The organism is Microvirga sp. 2TAF3 (assembly GCF_052114965.1).
GTDB lineage: Bacteria > Pseudomonadota > Alphaproteobacteria > Rhizobiales > Beijerinckiaceae > Microvirga.
This window is the reverse complement of sequence record NZ_JBFRFT010000011.1, coordinates 75,640-96,455: the sequence shown is the minus strand read 5'-3', so window position 1 is coordinate 96,455 and position 20,816 is coordinate 75,640. Positions and strand designations below refer to the sequence as shown.

Here is a 20,816-nt window from a genome sequence, read left to right as displayed (position 1 = left end):
TGAAATTGCAGCATCAATCGACGCTGCGCAAATCTTTCTTTGCCCGTCTGCCGACGGGCCGGAGCTTTCCATGTTGAATATGCTGACCCGATGGTTTCAGGCTCCGCCTGAGGCCAAGGCTTCGCGCGCGCATTCCTCCGTCGCGCTCTATGTCGCCGGACATGCCGTATGGACCCCGCGCGACTACGCGGCCTTGGCGCGCGAGGGTTTTCAGAAGAACGCCGTCGTGCACCGGGCCGTGCGGCTGGTGGCGGAGGCCTCCGCCTCTCTTCCCCTCGTGCTCAAGCAGAGGGGAGGGGAACTCGTCGAGCATCCCCTTCTCGCGCTCCTCGCCCGTCCCAATGCGCGGGAGGGCGGGCAGCGTTTCCTGGAGAGCGTCTATGGCCACCTCCTCGTCTCCGGCAACGCCTATGTGGAGGCGGTGAGCGTCGATGGCGCACCGCGCGAACTTTACGCCCTGCGTCCCGACCGGATGCGCGTGGTGCCGGGCGCGGATGGCTGGCCGATGGCTTACGATTACACAATCGGAACGCAAACCATCCGCTTCGCGCAAGGGGCGGAAGCGATGCCGCCCGTGCTGCACCTGACGCTGTTTCATCCGGCGGACGATTATTATGGTCTCTCGCCCATGGAAGCTGCGGCGACGGCCCTCGACATCCACAACGCGGCGGGCGCCTGGAACAAGTCGCTGCTCGACAATGCGGCGCGCCCCTCCGGCGCGCTGGTCGTCGGCGGCTCGGTGCTCACCGATGCGCAATTCGACCGCCTCAAGGGCGAACTGGAGACGAACTATCAGGGCGCGGGCAATGCCGGGAGGCCGCTCCTGCTCGAAGGCGGCCTCGACTGGAAGCCATTATCCCTTTCTCCGAAGGACATGGATTTCGTCGAGGCGAAGGCGGGAGCCGCGCGAGAGATCGCGCTCGCCTTCGGCGTGCCGCCGCTGCTGCTCGGCCTGCCAGGCGACAACACCCACGCCAACTACGCCGAAGCCAACCGCGCCTTCTACCGCCAGACGATCATCCCGCTGGTGAAGCGCACGGCGGAAGCCCTGGCGCAATGGCTCTCGCCCGCTTTCGGCGAATTGCTCCACCTCGAACCCGACCTCGACGCCATCGAGGCGCTGGCAACGGAACGCGAAAGCCTCTGGCGCCGCGTTTCGGCTGCGACGTTCCTGAGCGAAGAGGAGAAGCGGGAAGCGGTGGGGTATGGGCGCGCGCCGCGTTCGGCGGCAAACAGCAGGGGCCGGTCAGCCGCGTAAAGCTTTCGGCGCAAGCGGCGCCGAAGACGCGACCATCCTCTTCGCTTCATCATTCGAGAGGGGGGCGCATTCACCTCGAACCGACGTAGCGCCCGGTTGCGAAGCGTTCATCTCCTGGCGCATCGGACCCAAATGTGGATTCCACTTTCGGGATCATCCGATGCTCTCTCCCTTCACGAGCGCATCGTGCCGACCTCGCCATCGCATCCCGCTTTCAAGGGAGCACACTAGAAATCTAAACCCGAGGCAACGCCCCATCTCACCCATCCGCCGGGAATGTTGCTGGAACAAATCATGAACATATTCGACCGGATCGCCGAGGCTGTCATCAGCCGCGGCGATCTTGCTCATCTCGCCCTGTTCGTCTGGGCGAGCGGAGCCTCCGCGCTGCTTGCCATGACTCTTCGCGATCTTTTCGCGGCCAACCGCCGCTTCGACGAGTTCGTGCGCGAGCTGTCCCTCTTCAACCGCCGCCAATCGGGAGATCTTCCATGACTCGCTCTACCGCGCACACGGCGCGCAAGCCCAAAGCCGTGCGCGAGGCGCAGGGGCGTGCGACGCTCGTGTTCCGCGACTTCGTGCGCCAGCTCGAAAAACTCGACACCAGGCCCGCCAAACCTTCGCGCGGAGGAGCCCGATGATGTCCTGCGGCACGTCCATCGCCCGCGAGGTGAAGCTTCTCGCGGAGCCCGTCACCAGGATCGATGCCGACGGCATTTTCGAAGGCTATGCCAGCCTGTTCGGCATCGCCGATCTCGGCAAGGACGTGGTCATGTCCGGCGCCTTCGCCGATAGCCTCAGGAAACGCGGCGTGGGCGATATCCGTCTTCTCTGGCAGCACGATCCCGCCACACCCATCGGCCGCTGGCTCTCCATCGCGGAGGATCGTCGCGGCCTGAAAGTTCGCGGCAAGCTCAACCTTGCCGTGGAGCGCGCCCGGGACATCCACGCCCTCATGCGCGACGGCGCGGTCGACGGCCTCTCCATCGGCTTTCGCGTCGAGCGCGCGCGGGCCGAGCGACCTACCGGCCTGCGGCGGCTGGAAAAGCTCGACCTGTGGGAAATCTCCATCGTGACCTTCCCGATGCTGCCGGGCGCGCGGGTGGAGCGGGTGAAGCGGGTGAAGCATGCAAGGGAGGATCTGGCGGATAGGATCCGCGCGAGCGCCTCTCGACTATTTTCCTGAACTCCGTTCGCCGTAAGGCGTTAGCCAGAGGCCCGCATAGGAGCGGAGGCTGCGGGCGGCCGGCTTGCCGGTGAGGCCTCTCCGCTCTTTCGGGAGGTTTTCCATGAAGAAACTCGCTTTCACCGCTCTTCTTGTCCTCGCGGCCGCAGGCTGCACCACCACGCAGGAACGCGTCGGCGGTGCCGCCGTCGGTGCAGGTGTCGGCGCCGTCGCCGGGCCGGTCGGTGCCGTCGCGGGCGGTGCTGTCGGCGCTGTAAGCGGGCCGACGGTGACGCGGACCGTCAGGCGCGCAACGCGCTGACATTCTCGACCTTCTGGTCGAATCCCGAGCCCGCCTTCCGGCGGGCTTTTTCATTTCTTCCAACCAAACGATTCACATGATCCCTGTTGTTGAAACCAAATCCACTTCCGACGACGTCGCCTCGGCCTTCGAGGATTTCGCGCGTGCCTTCGAGGCGTTCAAGGACACCAACGATACGCGCCTCGGCGAAATCGAGACGCGGCTGACGAGCGATGTCGTGACCGACGAGAAGCTCGTCCGCATCGATACCGCCCTCGACGATGCCAAGCGCCGGCTCGACCGCCTGACGCTCGAGCGCTCGCGCCCGCCGCTTGGCGCAGGCGCGGAAGCCTTGCGCGATCCGGCGCAGGCCGAGCACAAGCAGGCCTTTAACGCCTATATGCGCAGCGGCGAGGCCTCCGGCCTCAAGCGCCTGGAGGAGAAGGCGCTTTCCTCAGGCTCCGGCCCGGATGGCGGCTATCTCGTGCCCGACAATGTCGAGCGCGAGGTGCTGCGCCGCCTGTCGGGCGTGTCGCCGATCCGCGCCATCTCGTCTGTGCGGGTCATTTCCGGCGGCCAGTACAAGCGCGCCTTCTCGACCTCGGGTCCCGCTTCCGGCTGGGTCGGCGAGACGGCGGCGCGGCCGCAGACGGCGGGTCCGACCCTCTCCGAGATGAGCTTTCCGGCCATGGAACTCTATGCCATGCCGGCGGCAACCCAGACCCTTCTCGACGATTCCGTGGTCGATATCGACCGCTGGATCGCGGAGGAGGTCGAGGCCGCCTTCGCCGAGCAGGAAAGCGCTGCCTTCGTCAACGGCGACGGCGTCAACAAGCCCAAGGGCTTTCTCGCTTCCGACATGGTCGAGGACGAGATCTGGGAATGGGGCCGCCTCGGCACCATCCAGTCCGGCGGCGCGGGCTTTCCGGCGGATGGTCCGTCCGATGTACTGATCGAGCTGATCTATGCCCTCAAGGCAGGCTATCGCCAGAATGCCTCCTTCGTCATGAACCGCAAGACGCAGAGCGCGATCCGCAAGTTCAAGGACGATAGCGGCCAGTATCTCTGGGCGCCGCCCGCAAGCCTCGGCCAGTCGGCGACGCTGATGGGCTTCCCCGTCGTAGAGGCCGAGGACATGCCCGACATCGCGGCCAATGCCTGCGCCATCGCCTTCGGCGATTTCAAGCGCGGTTATCTCGTGGTCGACCGAGCGGGCGTGCGCGTGCTGCGCGATCCTTATTCGGCCAAGCCCTACGTGCTGTTCTACACCACGAAGCGCGTCGGCGGCGGCGTTCAGGATTATGCGGCGATCAAGCTTTTGAGGTTTGCTGCGTAAGTCCCCGGCACATGGACGAGGTCAGCGCTTCGTCCATGTGCCTTCGATGCCATCGAGCTTGCTGGCGGCGTCCAGGATCCAGCTCAAATGTTCGGCAACAGGAGTCACAGCGGTCAACCCACCGCAGGCGCTCGGCGAGTTCGTGCGCAACGCGCCGCTCGACCAGCTGACGATGCCGAACAGCCGGTAGCCGCCCTGCGCCTCCGTCAGGACCGGCCCGCCGGAATCGCCCCGGCACGCCCCGGCCCCGGCGGTTTCTGCCAAGCGCTTATGATCGGCAACGATCATGACGCGGTTCGACACCTGCACCGTTCCGACCGCCAGAAGACGCACCTGGCGCAGGGTCCGCGCCGTCCGTTTGAGGTTCTCCGACAGGACGCCGAAGCCGGCGACGGTTACCGTCGCTCCTTCGTCGACCGTGCCCGCAAGGCGCAGGTCGAGCGGGTGGAAATCGGAACCGAGCGACCGCTCGAGCTTGAGCATGGCCAGATCCACGCCCGGCTGCGTACGGGGCGTCGTGCCCGCCACGAAAGCGGGATGAACCACGACCGCAACCACGTTCAGGCCCTGCGGCCGAAAGGCCCTGTTCACGGCCATGACGCGATAGGACGCCTTATCCATCAGGCAATGGGCGGCGGTGAGGACGAGATCCTGGGTGACGAGAACGCCTGAGCACAATTCGCCGTTGCTGTTCTCGATCGCGACGACGGACCGCCGGAGACCGTTCGGATCCCGGGTAACCGCGCCCTGCACGATGGCTTGAGCAGGAACGCTGAGAAGGGTGAGAGTCACAAGGCTGATGATTTGCAAAAAGCGCATGGGGTGATTTTGAGAGTTGGTCGATTCTTACGCAAGGGAAGTTTTGCGTTGCGGCAAAGGTTCTTCGTGGATGACCCCGATCGGCGCTATTCGTTCCATTGCGCTGCGCGATTCCAGCCTTCGAGCGTGCGGTCGATCCACGGGCGCTGGGGGCCGAGAAGGATGCCCTGGGTCATCCCCCCGCAGCCCCGGCCTTTCGCGGCCGAGGACCAGCTCGTGATGGCGACGACCGCGCCATCCGATGCCATTGGACCGCCTGAATCGCCCTGGCACGCGCCCATGGCCCCCGTGCCTTGGGACCACAGGAGAATCTGGCTCGGCCCGTATGGTTCGACGACTTTGAGATTGGCGATGCGGAAGGTGCCGGTCGTCTTCGCCTCGCCCTCGCGGGCAAGCCCGTACCCGCCGACCGTCACGGTTTCGTCCTTGCGCGGATGCGCCGTGCCGAGCAAGGCGCGCTCGAAACGGGCGGGCAACGCCTCGGGAATGCGCACAAGGGCTAAGTCGATCGAGCGCCTGCGGGTCTCGATGGCTTTGGCGTCGTAACCCGGATGCACCGCCTTCGCCGCCGGCGCGATCAGCATCGGCGAGCCTGCCTCGTCCCGGAAATGCACCCGGTGCTCGGCCGCCCCCGTCACGCAATGGGCGGCGGTGAGCACCACATCGCGCCCCACCACGACGGCGCTGCACACGCCGCCATTCGAACTCAAAACCATCACGGTCGTGCGGGAGAGGGGACCCCGGTCCTCCGCCCCGCCGACGATGGCGCATGCGCCCGTCGCTGACAGGACGGTGGCGAGGATGGTGGCGACGAGACGTTTCATAACCTGAAGGATTCCTGTTTCGATGTTTCCGATACTCGTCGACGGCCCCGCCGTCGAGCCGATAACCCTTGCCGAGATGAAAGCTCATCTCCGGGTCGATGACGATGCGGATGACGAACTCATCGGCGGTCTCGTCAAGGCGGCGCGGCTGATGGTGGAGGCCGTCTCACGGCGCATCCTCATCGAGCAACGCTGGCGCCTGATGCTGCATCGCTGGCCGCAGGGAGGCACGGTGCTGCTGCCGGTTTCGCCTCTCATCGCCATCGAGTCCATCCATGTCTTCGATGCTTCCGGCGCAGCGACCGAGGTCACGGCGGAAGCGTTCGAGAGCGACGCCTTGAGCGATCCGCCCCGCATCATGCTGCATGGCGCGCCGGAGCCGGGCAAGATCCGTAACGGCATCGCCATCGATCTGCGCGCCGGCTTTGGCGCGGCTCCGGATGCGGTGCCTGCAAGCCTGAGGCTCGCCGTCAAGATCCTCGTCGCGCACTGGTACGAGAACCGGGGCGATGTGGCAGGCGAGCAGGTTCTGCCGCCGGACGCTTTTGCCCTCCTCGCACCGTTTCAGCGGGCGCGGCTTTAGGGTCTCACCACACCGTCCGAGAAGAGTCTGGCGCCCCGCAGCCTCATCCCCTCCATAGCCTCATCCTGAGAAGGTCGCGCAGCGACCGTCGCGAAGGAGAGGCGTCTCCAGAGAGCACTGAATCCTCCTTCGAGACGCAGCCTGCGGCTGCTCCTCAGGATGAGGATGGAGGGTGAGAAAGTCGCTCCTCGGAATGAGGCTGTGGCTGGCAAGGCCATCTCAACTCAACGATTTACAAATCGCGAAGTCATTCATGAAAACCAAAGCCTTATCCATCGGCGCTCGCTCGCGCCGTTTCGTGCTCGAATTGCCTCTGGAGCGGCCGGATGGCTTCGGCGGGGTCATCCGCTCCTATGCGCCGGGGCCTCAGGTCTGGGGCGCGATGGAGATGCTCTCCGGCACTGAGCGCGTCCGCGCCGGCAGGCCCGAGCAGTCGCTCACCCATAGGATCACACTGCGCTACCGCGAGGGCGTGACTGGCGCCATGCGGCTCACCTCGGGCCTGCGCCGCTTTGCCATCCGCGCCGCCTCCGATCCGGACGGATCCCGGCAGGATCTCGTCTGCCTGGTCGAGGAGATCAGGGCATGACGAGTCCTGTCCTCGCCCTTCGCCGCGCCATTCTCGACATTGCCGAAACGGATGGAGAGCTGAAGGCGCTGATGGGGGGCGCGTTACGCCTTCATGATGAACCACCCCGCGCGGCCGCGCCGGTCTATGCTCTGTTCGGCGACGTGACGGCGGAGGATTGGTCGACCGATTTCGACCGCGGGCACGAGCAGAGTTTGAACCTCGTGGTCTGGGCCGAGCGCGGCAGCGCACGCACCGCGCTCGCCGTGGCCGAGCACTTCGCCGCGATCCTCGACGACGCGCCGCTCATGCTGGACGGCCATCGCCTCATCAATCTACGCGTGACGGAACTCGCATCCGCGCGCGACAAGGATACGCAACTCACCCGCGTGACCTTGCGGCTGCGCGCCGTCACGGAAGTGGAGTGAGAAAGCAGTCCATAGCCTTATTCTGAGGGCAAGGCTCCCCATGGCCTCATCCTGAGGAGGTCACGCAGTGACCGTCTCGAAGGAGAGGCGTCTTCAGCGCACCCTGGATCCTCCTTCGAGACGCAGCCTTCTGCTCCTCAGGATGAGGATCAGAGGACCAGGGCCAGGTTGGCTTGCACTCATCTCTCCCAACAAAAGGAACTTTTCATGCCTGCTCAAAAGGGCAAGGACCTGCTCATCAAGATCGGCGACGGCGGCTCCGGCTTCGTCACGGTGGCCGGGCTGCGCACGCGACAGGTCGCGTTCAACGCGGAAACCGTCGATGTGACGCATGCGGAATCCACCGGGCGCTGGCGCGAATTGCTCGCGGGCGTCGGCGTGCGCCGCGCCGGCATTACCGGCGCCGGCGTGTTCAAGGATGAGGCTTCCGATGCGCGGATGCGTCAGGTCTTCTTCGACGGCGACATCCTCACCTATCAGATCGTCATTCCGGATTTCGGCCGCATCGAAGGCCCATTCCAGATTACCAGTCTCGAATACCGCGGCGATCATGCGGGCGAAGTGACCTTCGAAATGGCCTTCGAGTCGGCCGGCGCGCTCACCTTCGTGGCGTTATAGACGGAGGCGCTCCATGCCCAACAGACGAAGAGGAGAGGTAGCGCTGCGGCTCGGCGACAGGTGCTACACGCTCTGCCTTACACTCGGCGCGCTTGCGGAACTCGAAGATGCCTTCGGCGTCGAGGATCTGATGGCGCTCGGAGAACGCTTCGGCACGGGTCGCCTGTCGAGCCGCGATCTCGTGACGATCCTTGCCGTCTCCCTGCGCGGCGGCGGTCATGACCTGAGCGATGCGGAAGTGGCGAACCTGTCGTTGAGCGACGGCATCGAACCTGTCGCGACGGCCATCGCCGACCTGCTGCTTGCTACCTTCGGCAGCGAGGCATCCCCATCAAACCCTCCGATGCCGCAGGACGCGCAGGCGAGGCGCAGCCCTTCCCCTGGGATGAGGTCATGACGCTGGGCCTGAGCATTCTGCGGTGGAGTCCGTCAGAGTTCTGGCGCGCGACGCCGCGCGAAGTGATGGCGGCGTTCGAGGGATTGAAGGGCGGACGAAAAGCGGAGCCCGCGAGGAAAAGCGATCTCAGACGATTGATGGAAGCTTTCCCGGATGGGTAAATATTGTACCGTATAGAATGAGTCTTGGCCGCTATCTTATTCAACAGGGAGCGGCCAATGATTCTCAGTCACAGGGCTAATACGATTGCTGGAATACTGCTCCGTTTCGTTTGAGGCATTCGGTTTCGAGATCTTCTTTCAATAAGTCTCGGCTGCGTGAGGCAGGCCGACCAGCGATAGCGGTCATTGCCTCTTCCTTGCAAAGCGCCGAGATTCGCTGCCATTGCTCCTCAGGCATTGTGACTCTGCCAACGAATGTTGCGCCCTTCAATTCGGCGCACATGACGAAAAGCCGCCGCCAAGTATAGGAAACAGCAGTTCTGGGGTCGGCCGCCGCCGTGGCCTTTTCGGCCTCGTACGAGCATTCGTCGTTAATCCGATTCCATTGAACAGCACTTATTCCAGGCGTTTTGAAGACGCTCCTAGTCGGGGGAATGCTCACGCAGCCTACCAACAGGCCTAGCGTAGAGGCGACGAGAACCAACCTGGTTTCTGGAGAAAGAAGATTGACCCAAGATTTAAAATCAAACGGAAATACAGGCGACAAAGTCAATGAGGATCGGCAGCGCCAGCTCAACACACTCATCGGCCTCTCCGACAAATTCGGTGACTCTCTTTCCAATGCCTTCGCCAAGAATATTGCCGGAGGCAAGAAGTTCGACGATGTTTTGAAGTCGGTGCGCCAGTCTCTTGTGGAAACAGGGTTACGTCTGGCCCTTGCGCCCCTGCAGATGGCGCTGAGCCAGAGTATGAAATCGATCACGACCGGGGGAATGGAGGGCGCTTCGCCTCTCGACCTCGGGGGCATGCTCGGTGGTCTGATGAAAGGGCTCGGTTCGCTTTTCGGCTCCGGTGCCACACCCGCCTTTGCCAAGGGCGGCGTGTTCTCGCGCGGTATGGTGATGCCGTTCGCGCAAGGGGGAGTGATCGGCGCGCCGTCGTATTTCCCGCTTGGTCGCGGGTTGGGCGTCATGGGCGAGAAGGGCGCGGAGGCGGTTATGCCGCTCGCGCGCGGGCCCGACGGACGGCTTGGCGTGCGTGCAGGCGGCGGAGGCGGGCAGCCCCTGTCGGTGACGGTGAACGTCTCGACGCCGGATGCGGACAGTTTCCGCCGCTCCGAGGCGCAGGTATCCGCCGCGCTCGCCCGCGCCGTCGCGCGCGGCCAGCGCGGGATGTGAGGCCATCTGGTTTCTTAAGTTAAGAATTCTGATCGCTCAGCATCGCCGCGATCTCGTCCTTGATCTGCAGGCGGCGGCGCTTCAGCTCTTCTTCCACATCCTCCGTTGTCGGCTCTACGCGGCTCTCCACCCGCTGAATGGTGCGGGAGAGTTCGTTGTACTCGTCATAGAGCCGCGCGAAATGGTTGTTGCTCGTCTTGAGCTGATGAATCCGGTCGGCTTTGCCGGGAAAATCTTCGGCGAGGTTCGCTGAATTGTTCATCGGGTATCGTCTCCTCGATCGGCAAAGCTTCGTGACGACAACGCCACCCGTCGTTTTCCGTTTCATTGCATTCAAGGATGGACCATGGCGTCCGATTTTCACGAGGTTCTCTTTCCTCTCGATGTCAGTCTCGGCAGCCGGGGAGGGCCGGTGCGGCGCACCGATATCGTCTCCCTCGCCTCGGGCCGCGAGCACCGCAACAGCCGCTGGGCGCAGTCCCGCCGCCGCTACGATGCGGGGCTCGGCGTGCGCAGCATCGATGCGCTGCATGCCGTCATCGCCTTTTTCGAGGAACGGCGCGGACGCCTCGTCGGCTTCCGCTTCCGCGACCGCACCGATTGGCGCTCGGGCCTGCCCTCCAAGGAGCCGACGCCCCTCGACCAGCGCATCGGGACCGGCGATGGCGTGACGCGCCAGTTCCCACTGATCAAGTCCTATGGCTCGTCCTATGCACCCTACCAGCGGAGCATCGCAAAGCCTGTCGGCACCAGCGTGCGCGTTGCGCTCAACGGCGTCGAGAAGGCGGTGGGCCCGGACTTCTCCTGCGATCCGACGACCGGGCTCGTGGCCTTCACCGCAGCGCCTCCGGCAGGGGCTGTCGTCACCGCAGGCTACGCCTTCGACGTGCCCGTGCGTTTCGATACGGATGAGCTGGATATCGACCTGTCCGCTTTCGAGGCGGGCGCCATTCCACAGATCCCTCTGATCGAGATCGTGCCGTAGCAACTCCTGTCATCCTCAGGCCGAACCGAAGGCGAGGGAAGGGGATCCATCTTCCAGCTTGGCACTGATGGATTCACTCCTCCTCCGCTTCGCTCCGGCCGGGAATGACCCTGCAAACTTTGAGCTTGAGACATGCGCACCATACCCTCCGGCCTCGCCGCTCATCTCGCGGACGGGGCGACGAACCTTTGTCACTGCTGGAAACTCGTCCGGCGCGACGGCACGCCTTTCGGCTTCACCGATCACGACCGCGATCTGTCCTTCGGCGGCATTGTCTATGCGGCCCGTTCCGGCCTGGAGGCGGCGGAGGCGACGTCTGAACTCGGCTTCGCCGTCGGCGGCGGGGAGGTGTCTGGCGCGCTCGTCTCCGCTGGCCTCACCGAGGACGAGATCTCCTCCGGCCTCTACGACGATGCGAGCGTCGAAACCTGGCTCGTCAACTGGAGCAATGTGAGCGACCGGCTGCTGCTCGATATCGGGACCATCGGCGAGATTCGCCGCGCCGATGGCGGCTTCGTCGCGGAGGTGAGGGGGCTCATGCACCGGTTCGACGAAGAGCGCGGACGGCTGTTCCGCGCCACCTGCTCGGCCGATCTGGGCGATGCGAAATGTGGGGTGAGCCTGGCATCATCGGCCTATTCCGATACAGGCACCGTTACCCGCACGGACGGCGCGCTCGGCATCGCCGCATCCGGCATCGGCTTCGCCGACGGCTGGTGCACGGGCGGCCAGCTGAGCTGGACGAACGGAGCCAACAAGGGTGTCTCGGTGGAGGTTAAGGTTCATCGTGCCATCGGCGGCACCGATGAATTCGACCTCTGGCAGCGCGCGCCGCAACCCATCGCTGTCGGCGACACGTTTCTGGTCAAGGCGGGTTGCGACAAGAACCACGCCACCTGCCGGGACAAGTTCAAGAACGTCCTGAACTTCCGCGGCTTCCCGCACATGCCCGGCAACGATTTCATCATCCGCATCCCGCGCCAAGGCGAACCGGGCCTCGATGGCGGCAGCTTTTTTAAATGAGATTCCTTCACTCGCCACTATCAACCATGCCTCAACCCTCTATCATCATCGCCGAGGCGCGCTCCTGGATCGGCACGCCCTATCGCCATCAGGCATCGCTCAAAGGCATCGGCTGCGACTGCCTCGGCTTGCTGCGCGGCGTGTGGCGCGAGGTCATGGGAGCGGAGCCGGAATTGCCACCGCCTTACTCGCCCGATTGGGCGGAGGCAGGAGGCGAGACCCTGCTAGCGGCGGCACGAAGGCATCTCGTCGAGATCGAATCCCTGGCCGTCGCGCCGGGGGATGTGCTGCTCTTCCGCTGGCGAGCCAATTGTCCCGCCAAGCACTGCGCCATCGCCACATCGGCGGACACGATGGTCCACGCACATGACGGCGCATCCGTCGCCGAAGTGGCGTTCCGCCCCTGGTGGCGTCGGCATCTCGCTCACGTGTTTCGTTTTTCCGAATAATCATCTCCTGAGAGTCGATCATGGCCACAATCGTTCTTCAAACCGTCGGCTCCGTCGTCGGCGGCATGGTCGCGGGTCCGTTGGGTGCCATGGCGGGACGGGTCCTCGGCGGCCTGGCGGGCGCGGCCATCGACAATGCCCTGCTCGGCTCGTCCGAAAGCGGGAAGGTGGTGGAGGGGCCGCGTCTCAAGGAGATCGACGGCCTCACCTCAATGGAAGGCGCGCCGATCCCGCGCATCTATGGCCGCGCACGGATCGGCGGACAGCTCATCTGGGCGACGCGACTGGAGGAGGTCGCGAATACCAAGGCCGAACGCTCTGGCAGCCAGGGCGGCAAAGGCATTGGCGGCAAGGGCTCCGAGACCAAGACCGTCACCTATTCCTATTTCGCCAATCTGGCGATCGGCCTGTGCGAAGGCCCCATCGCCTATATCCGCAGGGTCTGGGCGGATGGACGCGAGATCGATCTCAATACCGTCGTCATGCGCCTTCATCGTGGCAGCGACAGCCAGGCCGCCGATCCGCTGATCGTCGCGAAGGAGGGCGCGGCCAATGCGCCGGCCTATCGCGGGCTCGCCTATGTGGTGTTCGAACGGTTGCCGCTCGCCGAATACGGCAACCGCGTGCCGCAATTCTCCTTCGAGATCGTGCGTCCCGCCGATGGATTGAACCGCATGGTGCGCGCGGTCTGCCTGATCCCGGGCGCCTCCGAGTTCGGCTATGACGATAACCCCGTGTCGCAGGTGCTCGGCCTCGGCGCGACGAGGCCCGAGAACCGCCATCAGTTGCAGCGCCTCACCGACGTGGATTCCTCCCTCGATGCGCTGCAATCCTTGTGCCCCAATCTCAAGCGCGTATCCCTGGTGGTGAGCTGGTTCGGCAATGATCTGCGCGCGGGCTCCTGCGCCATCGAGCCGTGCGTGGACGTGACCGAGAAAGAAACCGACGGCGCCACGTGGTCGGTGGCGGGCGTCACGCGGGAGAAGGCCAAACCCGTATCGCTGGTGAACGGCACCCCCGCCTATGGCGGCACGCCCTCGGACGACTCCGTCATACGGTTGATCAAGGCGCTCAAGAAGCGCGGGATGCAGGTGGTGCTCTATCCTTTCGTGATGATGGATGTCGCCACCGATAATGCCCTGCCGAATCCTTACGGCGGCACGGGACAGCCACCCTATCCCTGGCGCGGGCGCATCACTTGCCACCCCGCTCCCGGAATATCGGGATCGCCGGACGGAACGAACACGGCCGCGACCCAGGTGACGCAGTGGTTCAATCGCGAATGGGGTTTTCGCCGCATGGTGTTGCACTATGCGAACCTCGCCGAGGAGGCCGGCGGCGTCGATGGATTCATTCTTGGAAGCGAACTCGTCGGCCTTACCCGCGTGCGCTCGGCTTCCGGCGTTTACCCGGCCGTGAATGCGTTGCAGGTGCTTGCCGCCGATGTCCGGACCGTCGTCGGCGAGAAGACGAAGATCGTCTATGCGGCGGACTGGACGGAGTATGGCGCGCATGTGCTCGATGGCGGCGATGAAGTGCGCTTTCCCCTCGATCCGCTCTTCGCCGATTCCGCCATCGATGCGGTCGGCATCGATTATTATCCGCCCATTTCCGATTGGCGCGACGGGCCCGACCATGCCGATCTGAGCGCGGGTCGCAGCGTCTACGACGTGGATTATCTGCGCCGGAGACTCGGCGGCGGCGAAGCGTTCGATTGGTATTATGCCAGTACGGGCGACCGGAACGCGCAGAAACGCACGCCCATCACAGACGGCGCTTATGACAAGCCGTGGGTCTACCGCGCGAAGGATCTCGTGTCCTGGTGGTCGAACCCGCATGTGGAGCGCGTCGGAGGCGTGGAGGTTCGCACCACCGCGTGGAGGGCGAAGTCGAAGCCGATCTGGCTGACGGAGGTCGGCATTCCCGCCGTGGACAAGGGGCCGAACGGACCCAATGTCTTTCCTGACCCGAAATCCTCGGAATCGGCCTATCCGCCCTTCTCGCGCGCCGTGCGGGACGATCTCGTCCAGGCGCGCGGGCTGGAGGCTATTCTCTCCCGCTTCGATCCCACGCTCGATGGATTTTCATCCGAGTTCAATCCGGTTTCGCCGACCTATGGCGGGCGCATGGTCGATCCGGCCAATGTGTTCATCTGGGCCTGGGACGCGCGGCCCTTTCCCGCCTTTCCGGATTTCACCTCCGTCTGGGCCGATGGCGGCAATTGGGAGACCGGACATTGGATCACCGGCCGGATCGAAGGCGCGACGCTCGACCGGCTGATCCTCGCCATCCTCAAGGATTTCGGCCTCGACACGCCCGGCCCCCTTCCGGTGGATGGTTTCGTCGACGGCTATGTGATCGACCGCCCCATGTCGGTGCGCGGCGCGCTCGAACCGCTGATGCGGCTGTTCGGAGTCGATACGGTGGCGAGCGGCGGCAGGACCATCTGGCGCGGGCGCGGCGGGCGGGCCGTCATCGCACTGGAAAAGGGCGATCTCGTCATGGGCGAGCGCGAGCCCTCCCTCAAGCTCACCCGCGCCCAGGAAACCGATCTGCCGCAGCAGGTGGAGATCGGGTACACGGACGGAGAGAGCGATTACCGCCGCGCGACGGTGGCCTCGCGCCGCCTGTCCGGAGCGAGCAAGCGGGAGGCGAGAGCGGATTCCGCCCTCGTCACCCGTCGCGGCGAGGCGCAGCGCCTGGCCGATGCCTGGCTGCAGGATCTCTGGGCTGGACGTGAGAGTGCGGAATTTGAAATTTCCCCGCGTCGTATCGATCTGGAGCCCGGCGATGTGATCGCGCTTCCCACCGATGCGGGGTCGAAACTGCATCGGATCGTGCGCATCGCCGACGGGCCGACGCGCAAGGTCATGGCGCGCGCGGTGGAGCCCGCCGTCTTCGAGGGGCCTGGCTCTTCCATCGCAAGGCCCGTGCGGCGTCCGCCACCAATGCCGGGCAAGCCGCAGGTGGTGATCCTCGATCTGCCGGCGAGCCTCTCCGATCCGACGCCGCTGCAATATATCGCCGTCGCCGCCGATCCCTGGCCGAGCGCGGTCACGATCTGGCGCTCCGGCAATGGGGCGAGCTTCACGCCGTATCGGTTCATCGATCTGCCCGCGATCATCGGCACCACGACATCCGAGCTCGTTCCCGGTCCCCTCTGGCGCTGGGATCCGCGCGCCTCGCTCGATATTACCATTTCCGCCGGTGCGCTGAGCGCCGTCGATGATGAGGAGGCTCTTGCAGGCGGCAATCTCTTCGCCGTGCGCGGAACGGACGGGCGCTGGGAAATCCTCTCGGCCGCCCGTATCGAGATGACCGGCGAGCGCCGCTATCGTCTCTCACGCTTCCTTCGCGGCCTTGGCGGCAGCGAGGCCGAGGCGGGCCGCACGGTTCCGCCCGGCGCCCTCATCGTGCGCCTCGACGAGGCCGTCGTCCCGCTGACCACCGACCTGCCCGATCTCGGGCGGGACTGGCGCTATAGGATAGGCCCTTCCGGCCGCGATCATGCGGATCCGGCCGTCGTGGAGATCGCTGCGACGGCCGGGCGGGATGCGCTCAAGCCCTTCAGTCCGGTTCACGTGACGGCGCGGCGGGAGGCGGCGGGCATCCGCCTGTCCTGGCAGCGCCGTACCCGTCGGGACGGGGATTCGTGGGAGACGGCCGATGTGCCGCTCAGCGAGGATTTCGAGCGATATGAAATCGATATCCTCGGCGGCTCGACCGTGCTGCGCACGCTGGCAAGCGCGGAGCCTTCCATTCTTTACAGCGCTGCGCAGGAGACCTCCGATTTCGGCGCGCCGCAGACGAGCCTCAGCCTTCGCGTGGCGCAGGTGAGTGCCGTCGCCGGACGCGGCTTCGAGCGGATCGTGACAATTCCCATCCTGTAAGGCGGACGCATTCCCCGCTCGCCTCCTCTAGACTTTCAACAACAGGCCATTTCATGTCGACAACGCCCCATCTGGCGCTGCCGCTGCTCGCTGCAGCGCAGGCGCAGAAACATGTCACCCATAATGAAGCCATCGCCTCCCTCGATGCCCTCGTCCACCTGTCGGTGAAGGAGCGAGGCCGCATGAGTCCGCCTGCATCGCCTACGGAAGGAGACCGCTATCTCGTCGGCGAAGGCGGCTCCGGTTCCTTCGTTGGCCACGCGGGCGACATCGCGCTCTTCGATCTCGGCGTCTGGCGCTTCTTCACGCCGCGCGCAGGCTGGTGCGCCCATATCGAAGCGGAGGATTGCATCGTCGTGTTCGATGGCGCCGCATGGCACGACATCGGTCATTACATGCGCAGCCTCGACCGACTTGACCGCTTCGGCATCGGCACGGCAGCCGACGATCTCAACCGTCTCGCGGCAAAGCTCAATGCGGCACTGTTCACGGCAAGCACGGTGGAGGAGGGCGGGACGGGAGACTTGCGCTTCGTCCTCAACAAGAGCGAGGCAGACGACGTTCTCTCCCAGCTCTATCAGCGCGGCTACAGCGGGCGGGCGGAAACAGGACTGATCGGGAGCGACGATTTCAGCATCCGCGTCTCGCCGGATGGAAGCCAATGGCGCGATGCCATGGTCGTCGATAGCAAGACGGGGATCGCATCCTTTCCAGGCGGGGTCGCCAACGCGCCTGGCATGAACTTGCTCATGAATTCCGCCTTTCTCGTCAATCAGCGTGCTTTCGAAGGAGGAATCCTTCTCGGGGGCAATTACGGGTTCGACCGCTGGAGAGCGGGGCCGGACGGATGCAGTGTAAAGCGCGCGCTGGACGGAACGATCACGCTGCTCGGATCCCTCGAGCAGGTCGTCGATGTGGCCCAAGCCAATGCACTGCTTGGCGCGGCGAGCTTTGCCGGCTGCACGCTCACCCTGTCCGTCGAGGATCCTTCGTTCCCACTTGCCGTGACCATCGGCGCAAAAGCGGCGACGCTTCCTGTCGGAACCGGACGACGCTCCGTCACCGTCACGCTGGGCCCGACGGAGACCGGCCACATCACCGTGCGGATGACGAATTGGAATGACTGTACATTCAAGCGTATCAAGCTCGAACTCGGGCCGAACGGGACGCCCTGGGTCGGCGAAACGCTGGCGCACGAGGAACTTCGCTGCCGCCGTTATTATCAGAGGCTCCCGGCAAGTGGTGGTCCCCCTGCCATTGTGCCGGCATTCGGTCAGCGCAGGGCCGGCAATATCATCGACATTCCCTGCATGCTGCCGGTGCCCATGCGGGCCAATCCCACGCTCGTGACCAGCGGATTCACCTGGGTTAGCGGCTCTCCCACAAACAACCAGGTTGGATTCCTCGACAATATGTCCGGTGCGTGGATCATCCAGTCCGGCGGCATCACCGTTACTACGGCGACGTCAGGTCCGTCCTCCGTGATTCTGCGCTTCCAGGCCGCAAGCTCATTCACCAGCGCGGCCGGGGCGATGGGCTATCTCCATCTCGGCGCCAGCGCCTTCATCGGCCTGCAGGCGGAGATCTGAATGTCTTCCCCGATCTCTCGCACGGCACCTTTCGAGACAGCGCTGGTGCAGGTTCTAGCCCATGAAGGCGGTTTCGTAAGGCATCCCCTCGATCCGGGCGGCGCGACGAATTTCGGCATCACGCGACAGACCCTGTCCCAGGCCCGCGGGCGACCGGTTTCCGTGGACGATGTCCGCCTTCTCTCGAAAGCGGAGGCGGCTACGATCTATCGCCGTTGCTACTGGGACAAGATCCGCGCCGCGGAACTCCCTCCGGGACTCGATCTCGCTATCTTCGACATCGCTGTGAATTCCGGCCCCGCGCGGGCCGCCCGCATGCTGCAGGAGGCGCTGGGAATCGAGGCGGACGGCCTCATCGGCCCTCGCACGCTCGAGGCGGCCCGGAATGCGGAGGCGGCGGATGTGATCCGCCGCCTGACTCGCGTCCGCCTCGGCTTTCTCTCCCGCCTCGCCACATGGCCCGTCTTCGGGCGTGGATGGCGCAGGCGGGTCCTTTCCGTCGAGCAGGAAGCGCTTCGGCTCGCCGGTTCCCTGTCCCTTAACTCAAACGGATGATTGATATGATCGATAGTAAGACAATCCTTGCCAGCCGGACGATCTGGGCCAATCTGATCGGATTGGCGGCGCTTCTCCTCGGCATCCTCGGCTTCGACGCTTCGGCTCTGAGCACGGATTCTTTCGCGGAGGCCATCGTCCAATTAATCGCCGCCGCCAGCTTTATCGCTTCGACGGTGTTCCGTATCTTGGCTACGAAACAAATCCTGAATTAATGTTACATTCAGGCTTCGTTCAGAGCAGCTGGGGCATAGTCTTTCCATGCGTCTGGTTTGGTCGATCATAGTCCTGTGGGTATTGATGGGTGCGTCGCACGCGCAAAGCGCGGCGTCCGCGCTCCAGAACTGCCTGCCACCCCGCGAAATGCAGGAGGCGGTCGCCTCCAAAACCATCGTCGCGCCGGCCTCCGCCGTGATCACCGCCCGCCGCCAGGTGCCGAATGCCGATGTGGTTCGAGCGAATCTTTGCCGCAGTAACGACGCTCTTGTTTATATCATCATGGCCTTGCAGAAGGACGGGCGTATCGTGCAAGTGACGATCGACGGCTCGTCCGGCCGTGTAAAATCGGTCCACTAAAGGAAACTTGAAGCGTGCGCCTTCTCGTTGTCGAGGATGACAAAACCCTTAACCAGCAGATCGTGACGGCCCTTGAACACGCCGGCTACGCGGTCGATGCCGCCTTCGATGGTGAGGAGGGGCAATTCCTGGGCGAGACGGAACCCTACGACGCCGCGATCCTCGATCTCGGCCTGCCCAAGGTGGATGGGGTCTCCGTTCTGAACGCCTGGCGGCGCGAGGGGCGCAAGATGCCCGTCATCATCCTCACCGCCCGGGACCGCTGGAGCGACAAGGTCCAGGGCTTCGATGCGGGCGCGGACGATTACGTAACCAAACCCTTCCATATCGAGGAGCTTCTGGCGCGCGTCCGTGCATTGCTGCGTCGCGCCACCGGCCATGCCACAAGCGAGATCAGCTGCGGACCGGTCAAGCTCGATACGCGTTCCGGCCGTGTGGCCGTGGACGGTAATCCGATCAGGCTCACCTCGCATGAATATCGGCTGCTCTCCTACCTGATGCACCATACCGGCCGCATCGTGTCGCGCGGGGAGCTGACCGAGCACCTCTACGATCAGGATTTCGACCGCGATTCCAATACGATCGAAGTGTTCATCGGCCGGCTGCGCAAGAAGCTCGGCGTCGATATCATCCAGACGGTGCGCGGGCTCGGCTATCTTCTCGACACGGGCCAGACCAAGACGTGAGCGGCCCGCGTCGGATCCTCAAGCGGCTTGCGAGCCGCTCGATCGCCGTCCGTCTCGCGGTATCCGCCGTCTTCTGGAGCTTCGTGATCCTGCTGATCTCGGGACTGATCCTCTCGACGCTCTATCGTGACAACGCGGAACGGTCCTTCGACCAGCGCCTTCTCGTCTACGCCAACACGCTGGCATCCAACCTCGTGGCGCCGGGCGATCCCGACAGGGATCTCGGTCCCGTGGGCGATCCGCGTTTCGAGTTGCCCCTGTCCGGCTGGTACTGGCAGGTCGGGCGGCCCGATGCTCCGCCGCGCGACATGAAGTCCTCGAAATCACTCTTCGGCGGCCAGCTGCCGGCCCTCGCACCTGTCGGCGACGACAGCTTCGGCCAGATCCGGCGCGGTTACGGCAAGGCTCCCGACGAGAGGGAGTTGCGCCTGATCGAGCGGGATATCGATCTCGGCGAGGACGGCCGCTTCATCATCCGTGTCGCGGGCCCCGCGGACGAGATCGTCTCGGGCGTGCGTCGCTTTCTGTTCGCGCTCACGGTCACGTTCACGCTTCTCGGTCTGGCGCTCGGATTCACGACGCTCTTACAGATCCGCTTCGGTCTGCGGCCCCTGGCCAATCTCCGCAACGCGCTCGGCGCGATCCGGCAAGGGGAGGCGGAGAGGGTGGCAGGCGAATATCCCCGGGATATCGCGCCGCTGGCGAGCGACCTGAACCTGCTGCTCGATACCAACCGCGAAATTCTCGAACGGGCGCGGACCCAGGTCGGCAACCTCGCCCATGCCCTCAAGACGCCCTTGAGCATCATCGTCAACGAGGCGGAGAACGCCCCCGGAGACGTGGCCGCGAAAATTCGCGAGCAGGCTGCTTTGATGCGCGATCAGGTGAACTATTACCTCGATCGGGCCCGCGCCGCGGCGCTTGCCGGAACGCTCGGCACGCTGACCGATGTCGAGCCGGTGATCGCCGGTCTCGTCAGGACCTTCGCGAAGATCTACGGGGACAAGGAACTCGCCATCGAGGTGACGATCCCGCAGGGCCTGCGTTTCCGGGGCGAGCGGCAGGACATCGAGGAGATGGCCGGAAACCTGATCGACAATGCGGCCAAATGGGCCGCGAGCCGGGTGACGGTGACAGCCGAGATCCTGCGCGACGACGACGAGAGATCGCGCCTCCGTCTTCTCATCGACGATGACGGCCCCGGCCTGCCAGAGGCCGCGCGGGCCGAGATGCTCAAGCGCGGTCGTCGTCTCGACGAGACCAAGCCGGGCTCGGGTCTCGGGCTCTCCATCGTGAGCGATCTTGCCGCTCTTTACCGCGGCTTCCTCAAGCTTGACGCTTCGCCTCTCGGTGGGTTGCGGGCCATTCTCGAGCTGCCTGGGGACAGAAATTGACGGTGGATATCATTTCCGCGTGACACCGTGCCA

General features: G+C 64.6%; 26 protein-coding genes. 23 read left to right on the top strand and 3 right to left on the bottom strand.

The genetic code is table 11. The features are described 5' to 3' along the window. The first annotated feature begins 70 nt into the window (after positions 1-70). The 6 genes from AB4Y97_RS12825 (at position 71) to AB4Y97_RS12800 (ending at position 4,060) form a co-directional block, all read left to right on the top strand. A complete protein-coding gene (locus AB4Y97_RS12825; protein WP_441999428.1) occupies positions 71-1,258 on the top strand; it encodes a phage portal protein in 1,188 nt (395 codons plus the stop codon). Between the two features lie 294 nt (positions 1,259-1,552). Next, on the top strand, positions 1,553-1,753 hold the full coding sequence (locus tag AB4Y97_RS12820; protein ID WP_441999427.1) for a hypothetical protein: 201 nt from the start codon (positions 1,553-1,555) through the stop codon (positions 1,751-1,753). Then, entirely contained in the window at positions 1,750-1,899 is a 150-nt protein-coding gene (locus AB4Y97_RS12815) for a hypothetical protein (protein WP_441999426.1), read from the top strand. The genes AB4Y97_RS12820 and AB4Y97_RS12815 overlap by 4 nt, the downstream gene beginning before the upstream one ends. Then, positions 1,899-2,444, top strand: coding sequence for an HK97 family phage prohead protease (locus AB4Y97_RS12810; protein ID WP_441999482.1), 546 nt, complete (start codon positions 1,899-1,901; stop codon positions 2,442-2,444). The genes AB4Y97_RS12815 and AB4Y97_RS12810 overlap by 1 nt, the downstream gene beginning before the upstream one ends. A gap of 103 nt (positions 2,445-2,547) precedes the next feature. Then, positions 2,548-2,745, top strand: a complete 198-nt coding sequence (locus AB4Y97_RS12805) for a hypothetical protein (protein WP_441999425.1) — start codon at positions 2,548-2,550, stop codon at positions 2,743-2,745. A 76-nt stretch (positions 2,746-2,821) separates the two neighbouring features. Beyond that, positions 2,822-4,060, top strand: a complete 1,239-nt coding sequence (locus AB4Y97_RS12800) for a phage major capsid protein (RefSeq protein WP_441999424.1) — start codon at positions 2,822-2,824, stop codon at positions 4,058-4,060. A gap of 21 nt (positions 4,061-4,081) precedes the next feature. Here AB4Y97_RS12800 and AB4Y97_RS12795 read toward each other — a convergent pair whose 3' ends face one another. After that, complete coding sequence (locus AB4Y97_RS12795) at positions 4,082-4,879, bottom strand: S1 family peptidase (protein WP_441999423.1); 798 nt, start codon at positions 4,877-4,879, stop codon at positions 4,082-4,084. 86 nt (positions 4,880-4,965) lie between these two features. Next, on the bottom strand, positions 4,966-5,703 hold the full coding sequence (locus tag AB4Y97_RS12790) for a S1 family peptidase (protein WP_441999422.1): 738 nt from the start codon (positions 5,701-5,703) through the stop codon (positions 4,966-4,968). Positions 5,704-5,725: 22 nt separating this feature from the next. Here AB4Y97_RS12790 and AB4Y97_RS12785 point away from each other — a divergent pair, with 22 nt between their 5' ends. From AB4Y97_RS12785 to AB4Y97_RS12755, 7 genes are all read left to right on the top strand, one after another. Continuing rightward, a complete protein-coding gene (locus AB4Y97_RS12785; protein WP_441999421.1) occupies positions 5,726-6,286 on the top strand; it encodes a head-tail connector protein in 561 nt (186 codons plus the stop codon). A 253-nt stretch (positions 6,287-6,539) separates the two neighbouring features. Then, a complete protein-coding gene (locus AB4Y97_RS12780) occupies positions 6,540-6,875 on the top strand; it encodes a phage head closure protein (protein ID WP_441999420.1) in 336 nt (111 codons plus the stop codon). Then, positions 6,872-7,282, top strand: coding sequence for a DUF3168 domain-containing protein (locus AB4Y97_RS12775; protein WP_441999419.1), 411 nt, complete (start codon positions 6,872-6,874; stop codon positions 7,280-7,282). The genes AB4Y97_RS12780 and AB4Y97_RS12775 overlap by 4 nt, the downstream gene beginning before the upstream one ends. Positions 7,283-7,489: 207 nt before the next feature. Beyond that, positions 7,490-7,900, top strand: a complete 411-nt coding sequence (locus AB4Y97_RS12770; RefSeq protein ID WP_441999418.1) for a phage major tail protein, TP901-1 family — start codon at positions 7,490-7,492, stop codon at positions 7,898-7,900. Between the two features lie 13 nt (positions 7,901-7,913). Further along, entirely contained in the window at positions 7,914-8,297 is a 384-nt protein-coding gene (locus AB4Y97_RS12765; RefSeq protein WP_441999417.1) for a gene transfer agent family protein, read from the top strand. Then, positions 8,294-8,458 (top strand): phage tail assembly chaperone, encoded by a 165-nt coding sequence (locus AB4Y97_RS12760; protein ID WP_441999416.1) that lies wholly within the window; start codon positions 8,294-8,296, stop codon positions 8,456-8,458. The genes AB4Y97_RS12765 and AB4Y97_RS12760 overlap by 4 nt, the downstream gene beginning before the upstream one ends. Positions 8,459-8,964: 506 nt before the next feature. Next, complete coding sequence (locus AB4Y97_RS12755; protein WP_441999415.1) at positions 8,965-9,636, top strand: phage tail tape measure protein; 672 nt, start codon at positions 8,965-8,967, stop codon at positions 9,634-9,636. A gap of 19 nt (positions 9,637-9,655) precedes the next feature. Here AB4Y97_RS12755 and AB4Y97_RS12750 read toward each other — a convergent pair whose 3' ends face one another. Continuing rightward, positions 9,656-9,898, bottom strand: a complete 243-nt coding sequence (locus AB4Y97_RS12750; RefSeq protein ID WP_441999414.1) for a YdcH family protein — start codon at positions 9,896-9,898, stop codon at positions 9,656-9,658. A gap of 84 nt (positions 9,899-9,982) precedes the next feature. On the opposite strand from AB4Y97_RS12750, the gene AB4Y97_RS12745 reads away from it, so the two are divergent. The 10 genes from AB4Y97_RS12745 to AB4Y97_RS12700 all read left to right on the top strand — a co-directional run bounded on the left by AB4Y97_RS12745 (position 9,983) and on the right by AB4Y97_RS12700 (position 20,783). Next, positions 9,983-10,621 carry a phage distal tail protein, Rcc01695 family gene (locus AB4Y97_RS12745; protein ID WP_441999413.1) on the top strand — a complete coding sequence of 213 codons (639 nt, stop codon included), beginning with the start codon at positions 9,983-9,985 and terminating at the stop codon, positions 10,619-10,621. Between the two features lie 132 nt (positions 10,622-10,753). Beyond that, positions 10,754-11,644 carry a DUF2163 domain-containing protein gene (locus tag AB4Y97_RS12740; protein WP_441999412.1) on the top strand — a complete coding sequence of 297 codons (891 nt, stop codon included), beginning with the start codon at positions 10,754-10,756 and terminating at the stop codon, positions 11,642-11,644. A gap of 26 nt (positions 11,645-11,670) precedes the next feature. Further along, positions 11,671-12,093 (top strand): NlpC/P60 family protein, encoded by a 423-nt coding sequence (locus AB4Y97_RS12735; RefSeq protein WP_441999411.1) that lies wholly within the window; start codon positions 11,671-11,673, stop codon positions 12,091-12,093. Between the two features lie 20 nt (positions 12,094-12,113). Continuing rightward, on the top strand, positions 12,114-15,983 hold the full coding sequence (locus AB4Y97_RS12730) for a baseplate multidomain protein megatron (protein WP_441999410.1): 3,870 nt from the start codon (positions 12,114-12,116) through the stop codon (positions 15,981-15,983). Positions 15,984-16,036: 53 nt separating this feature from the next. Further along, positions 16,037-17,572: a DUF2793 domain-containing protein gene (locus AB4Y97_RS12725; protein WP_441999409.1), complete on the top strand. Its 1,536-nt coding sequence runs from the start codon at positions 16,037-16,039 to the stop codon at positions 17,570-17,572. Continuing rightward, positions 17,573-18,127: a glycoside hydrolase family 108 protein gene (locus tag AB4Y97_RS12720; RefSeq protein ID WP_441999408.1), complete on the top strand. Its 555-nt coding sequence runs from the start codon at positions 17,573-17,575 to the stop codon at positions 18,125-18,127. It abuts the gene before it with no gap. Positions 18,128-18,132: 5 nt separating this feature from the next. Then, the gene (locus tag AB4Y97_RS12715; protein ID WP_441999407.1) at positions 18,133-18,342 is read left to right on the top strand and encodes a hypothetical protein; all 210 of its coding nucleotides are present in this window, start codon (positions 18,133-18,135) and stop codon (positions 18,340-18,342) included. A 46-nt stretch (positions 18,343-18,388) separates the two neighbouring features. Continuing rightward, a complete protein-coding gene (locus AB4Y97_RS12710) occupies positions 18,389-18,703 on the top strand; it encodes a PepSY domain-containing protein (protein ID WP_441999406.1) in 315 nt (104 codons plus the stop codon). Positions 18,704-18,717: 14 nt separating this feature from the next. Beyond that, a complete protein-coding gene (locus AB4Y97_RS12705) occupies positions 18,718-19,389 on the top strand; it encodes a response regulator transcription factor (protein ID WP_441999405.1) in 672 nt (223 codons plus the stop codon). Next, positions 19,386-20,783, top strand: coding sequence for a sensor histidine kinase (locus AB4Y97_RS12700; RefSeq protein ID WP_441999404.1), 1,398 nt, complete (start codon positions 19,386-19,388; stop codon positions 20,781-20,783). The genes AB4Y97_RS12705 and AB4Y97_RS12700 overlap by 4 nt, the downstream gene beginning before the upstream one ends. The last annotated feature ends 33 nt before the right edge of the window (positions 20,784-20,816 follow it).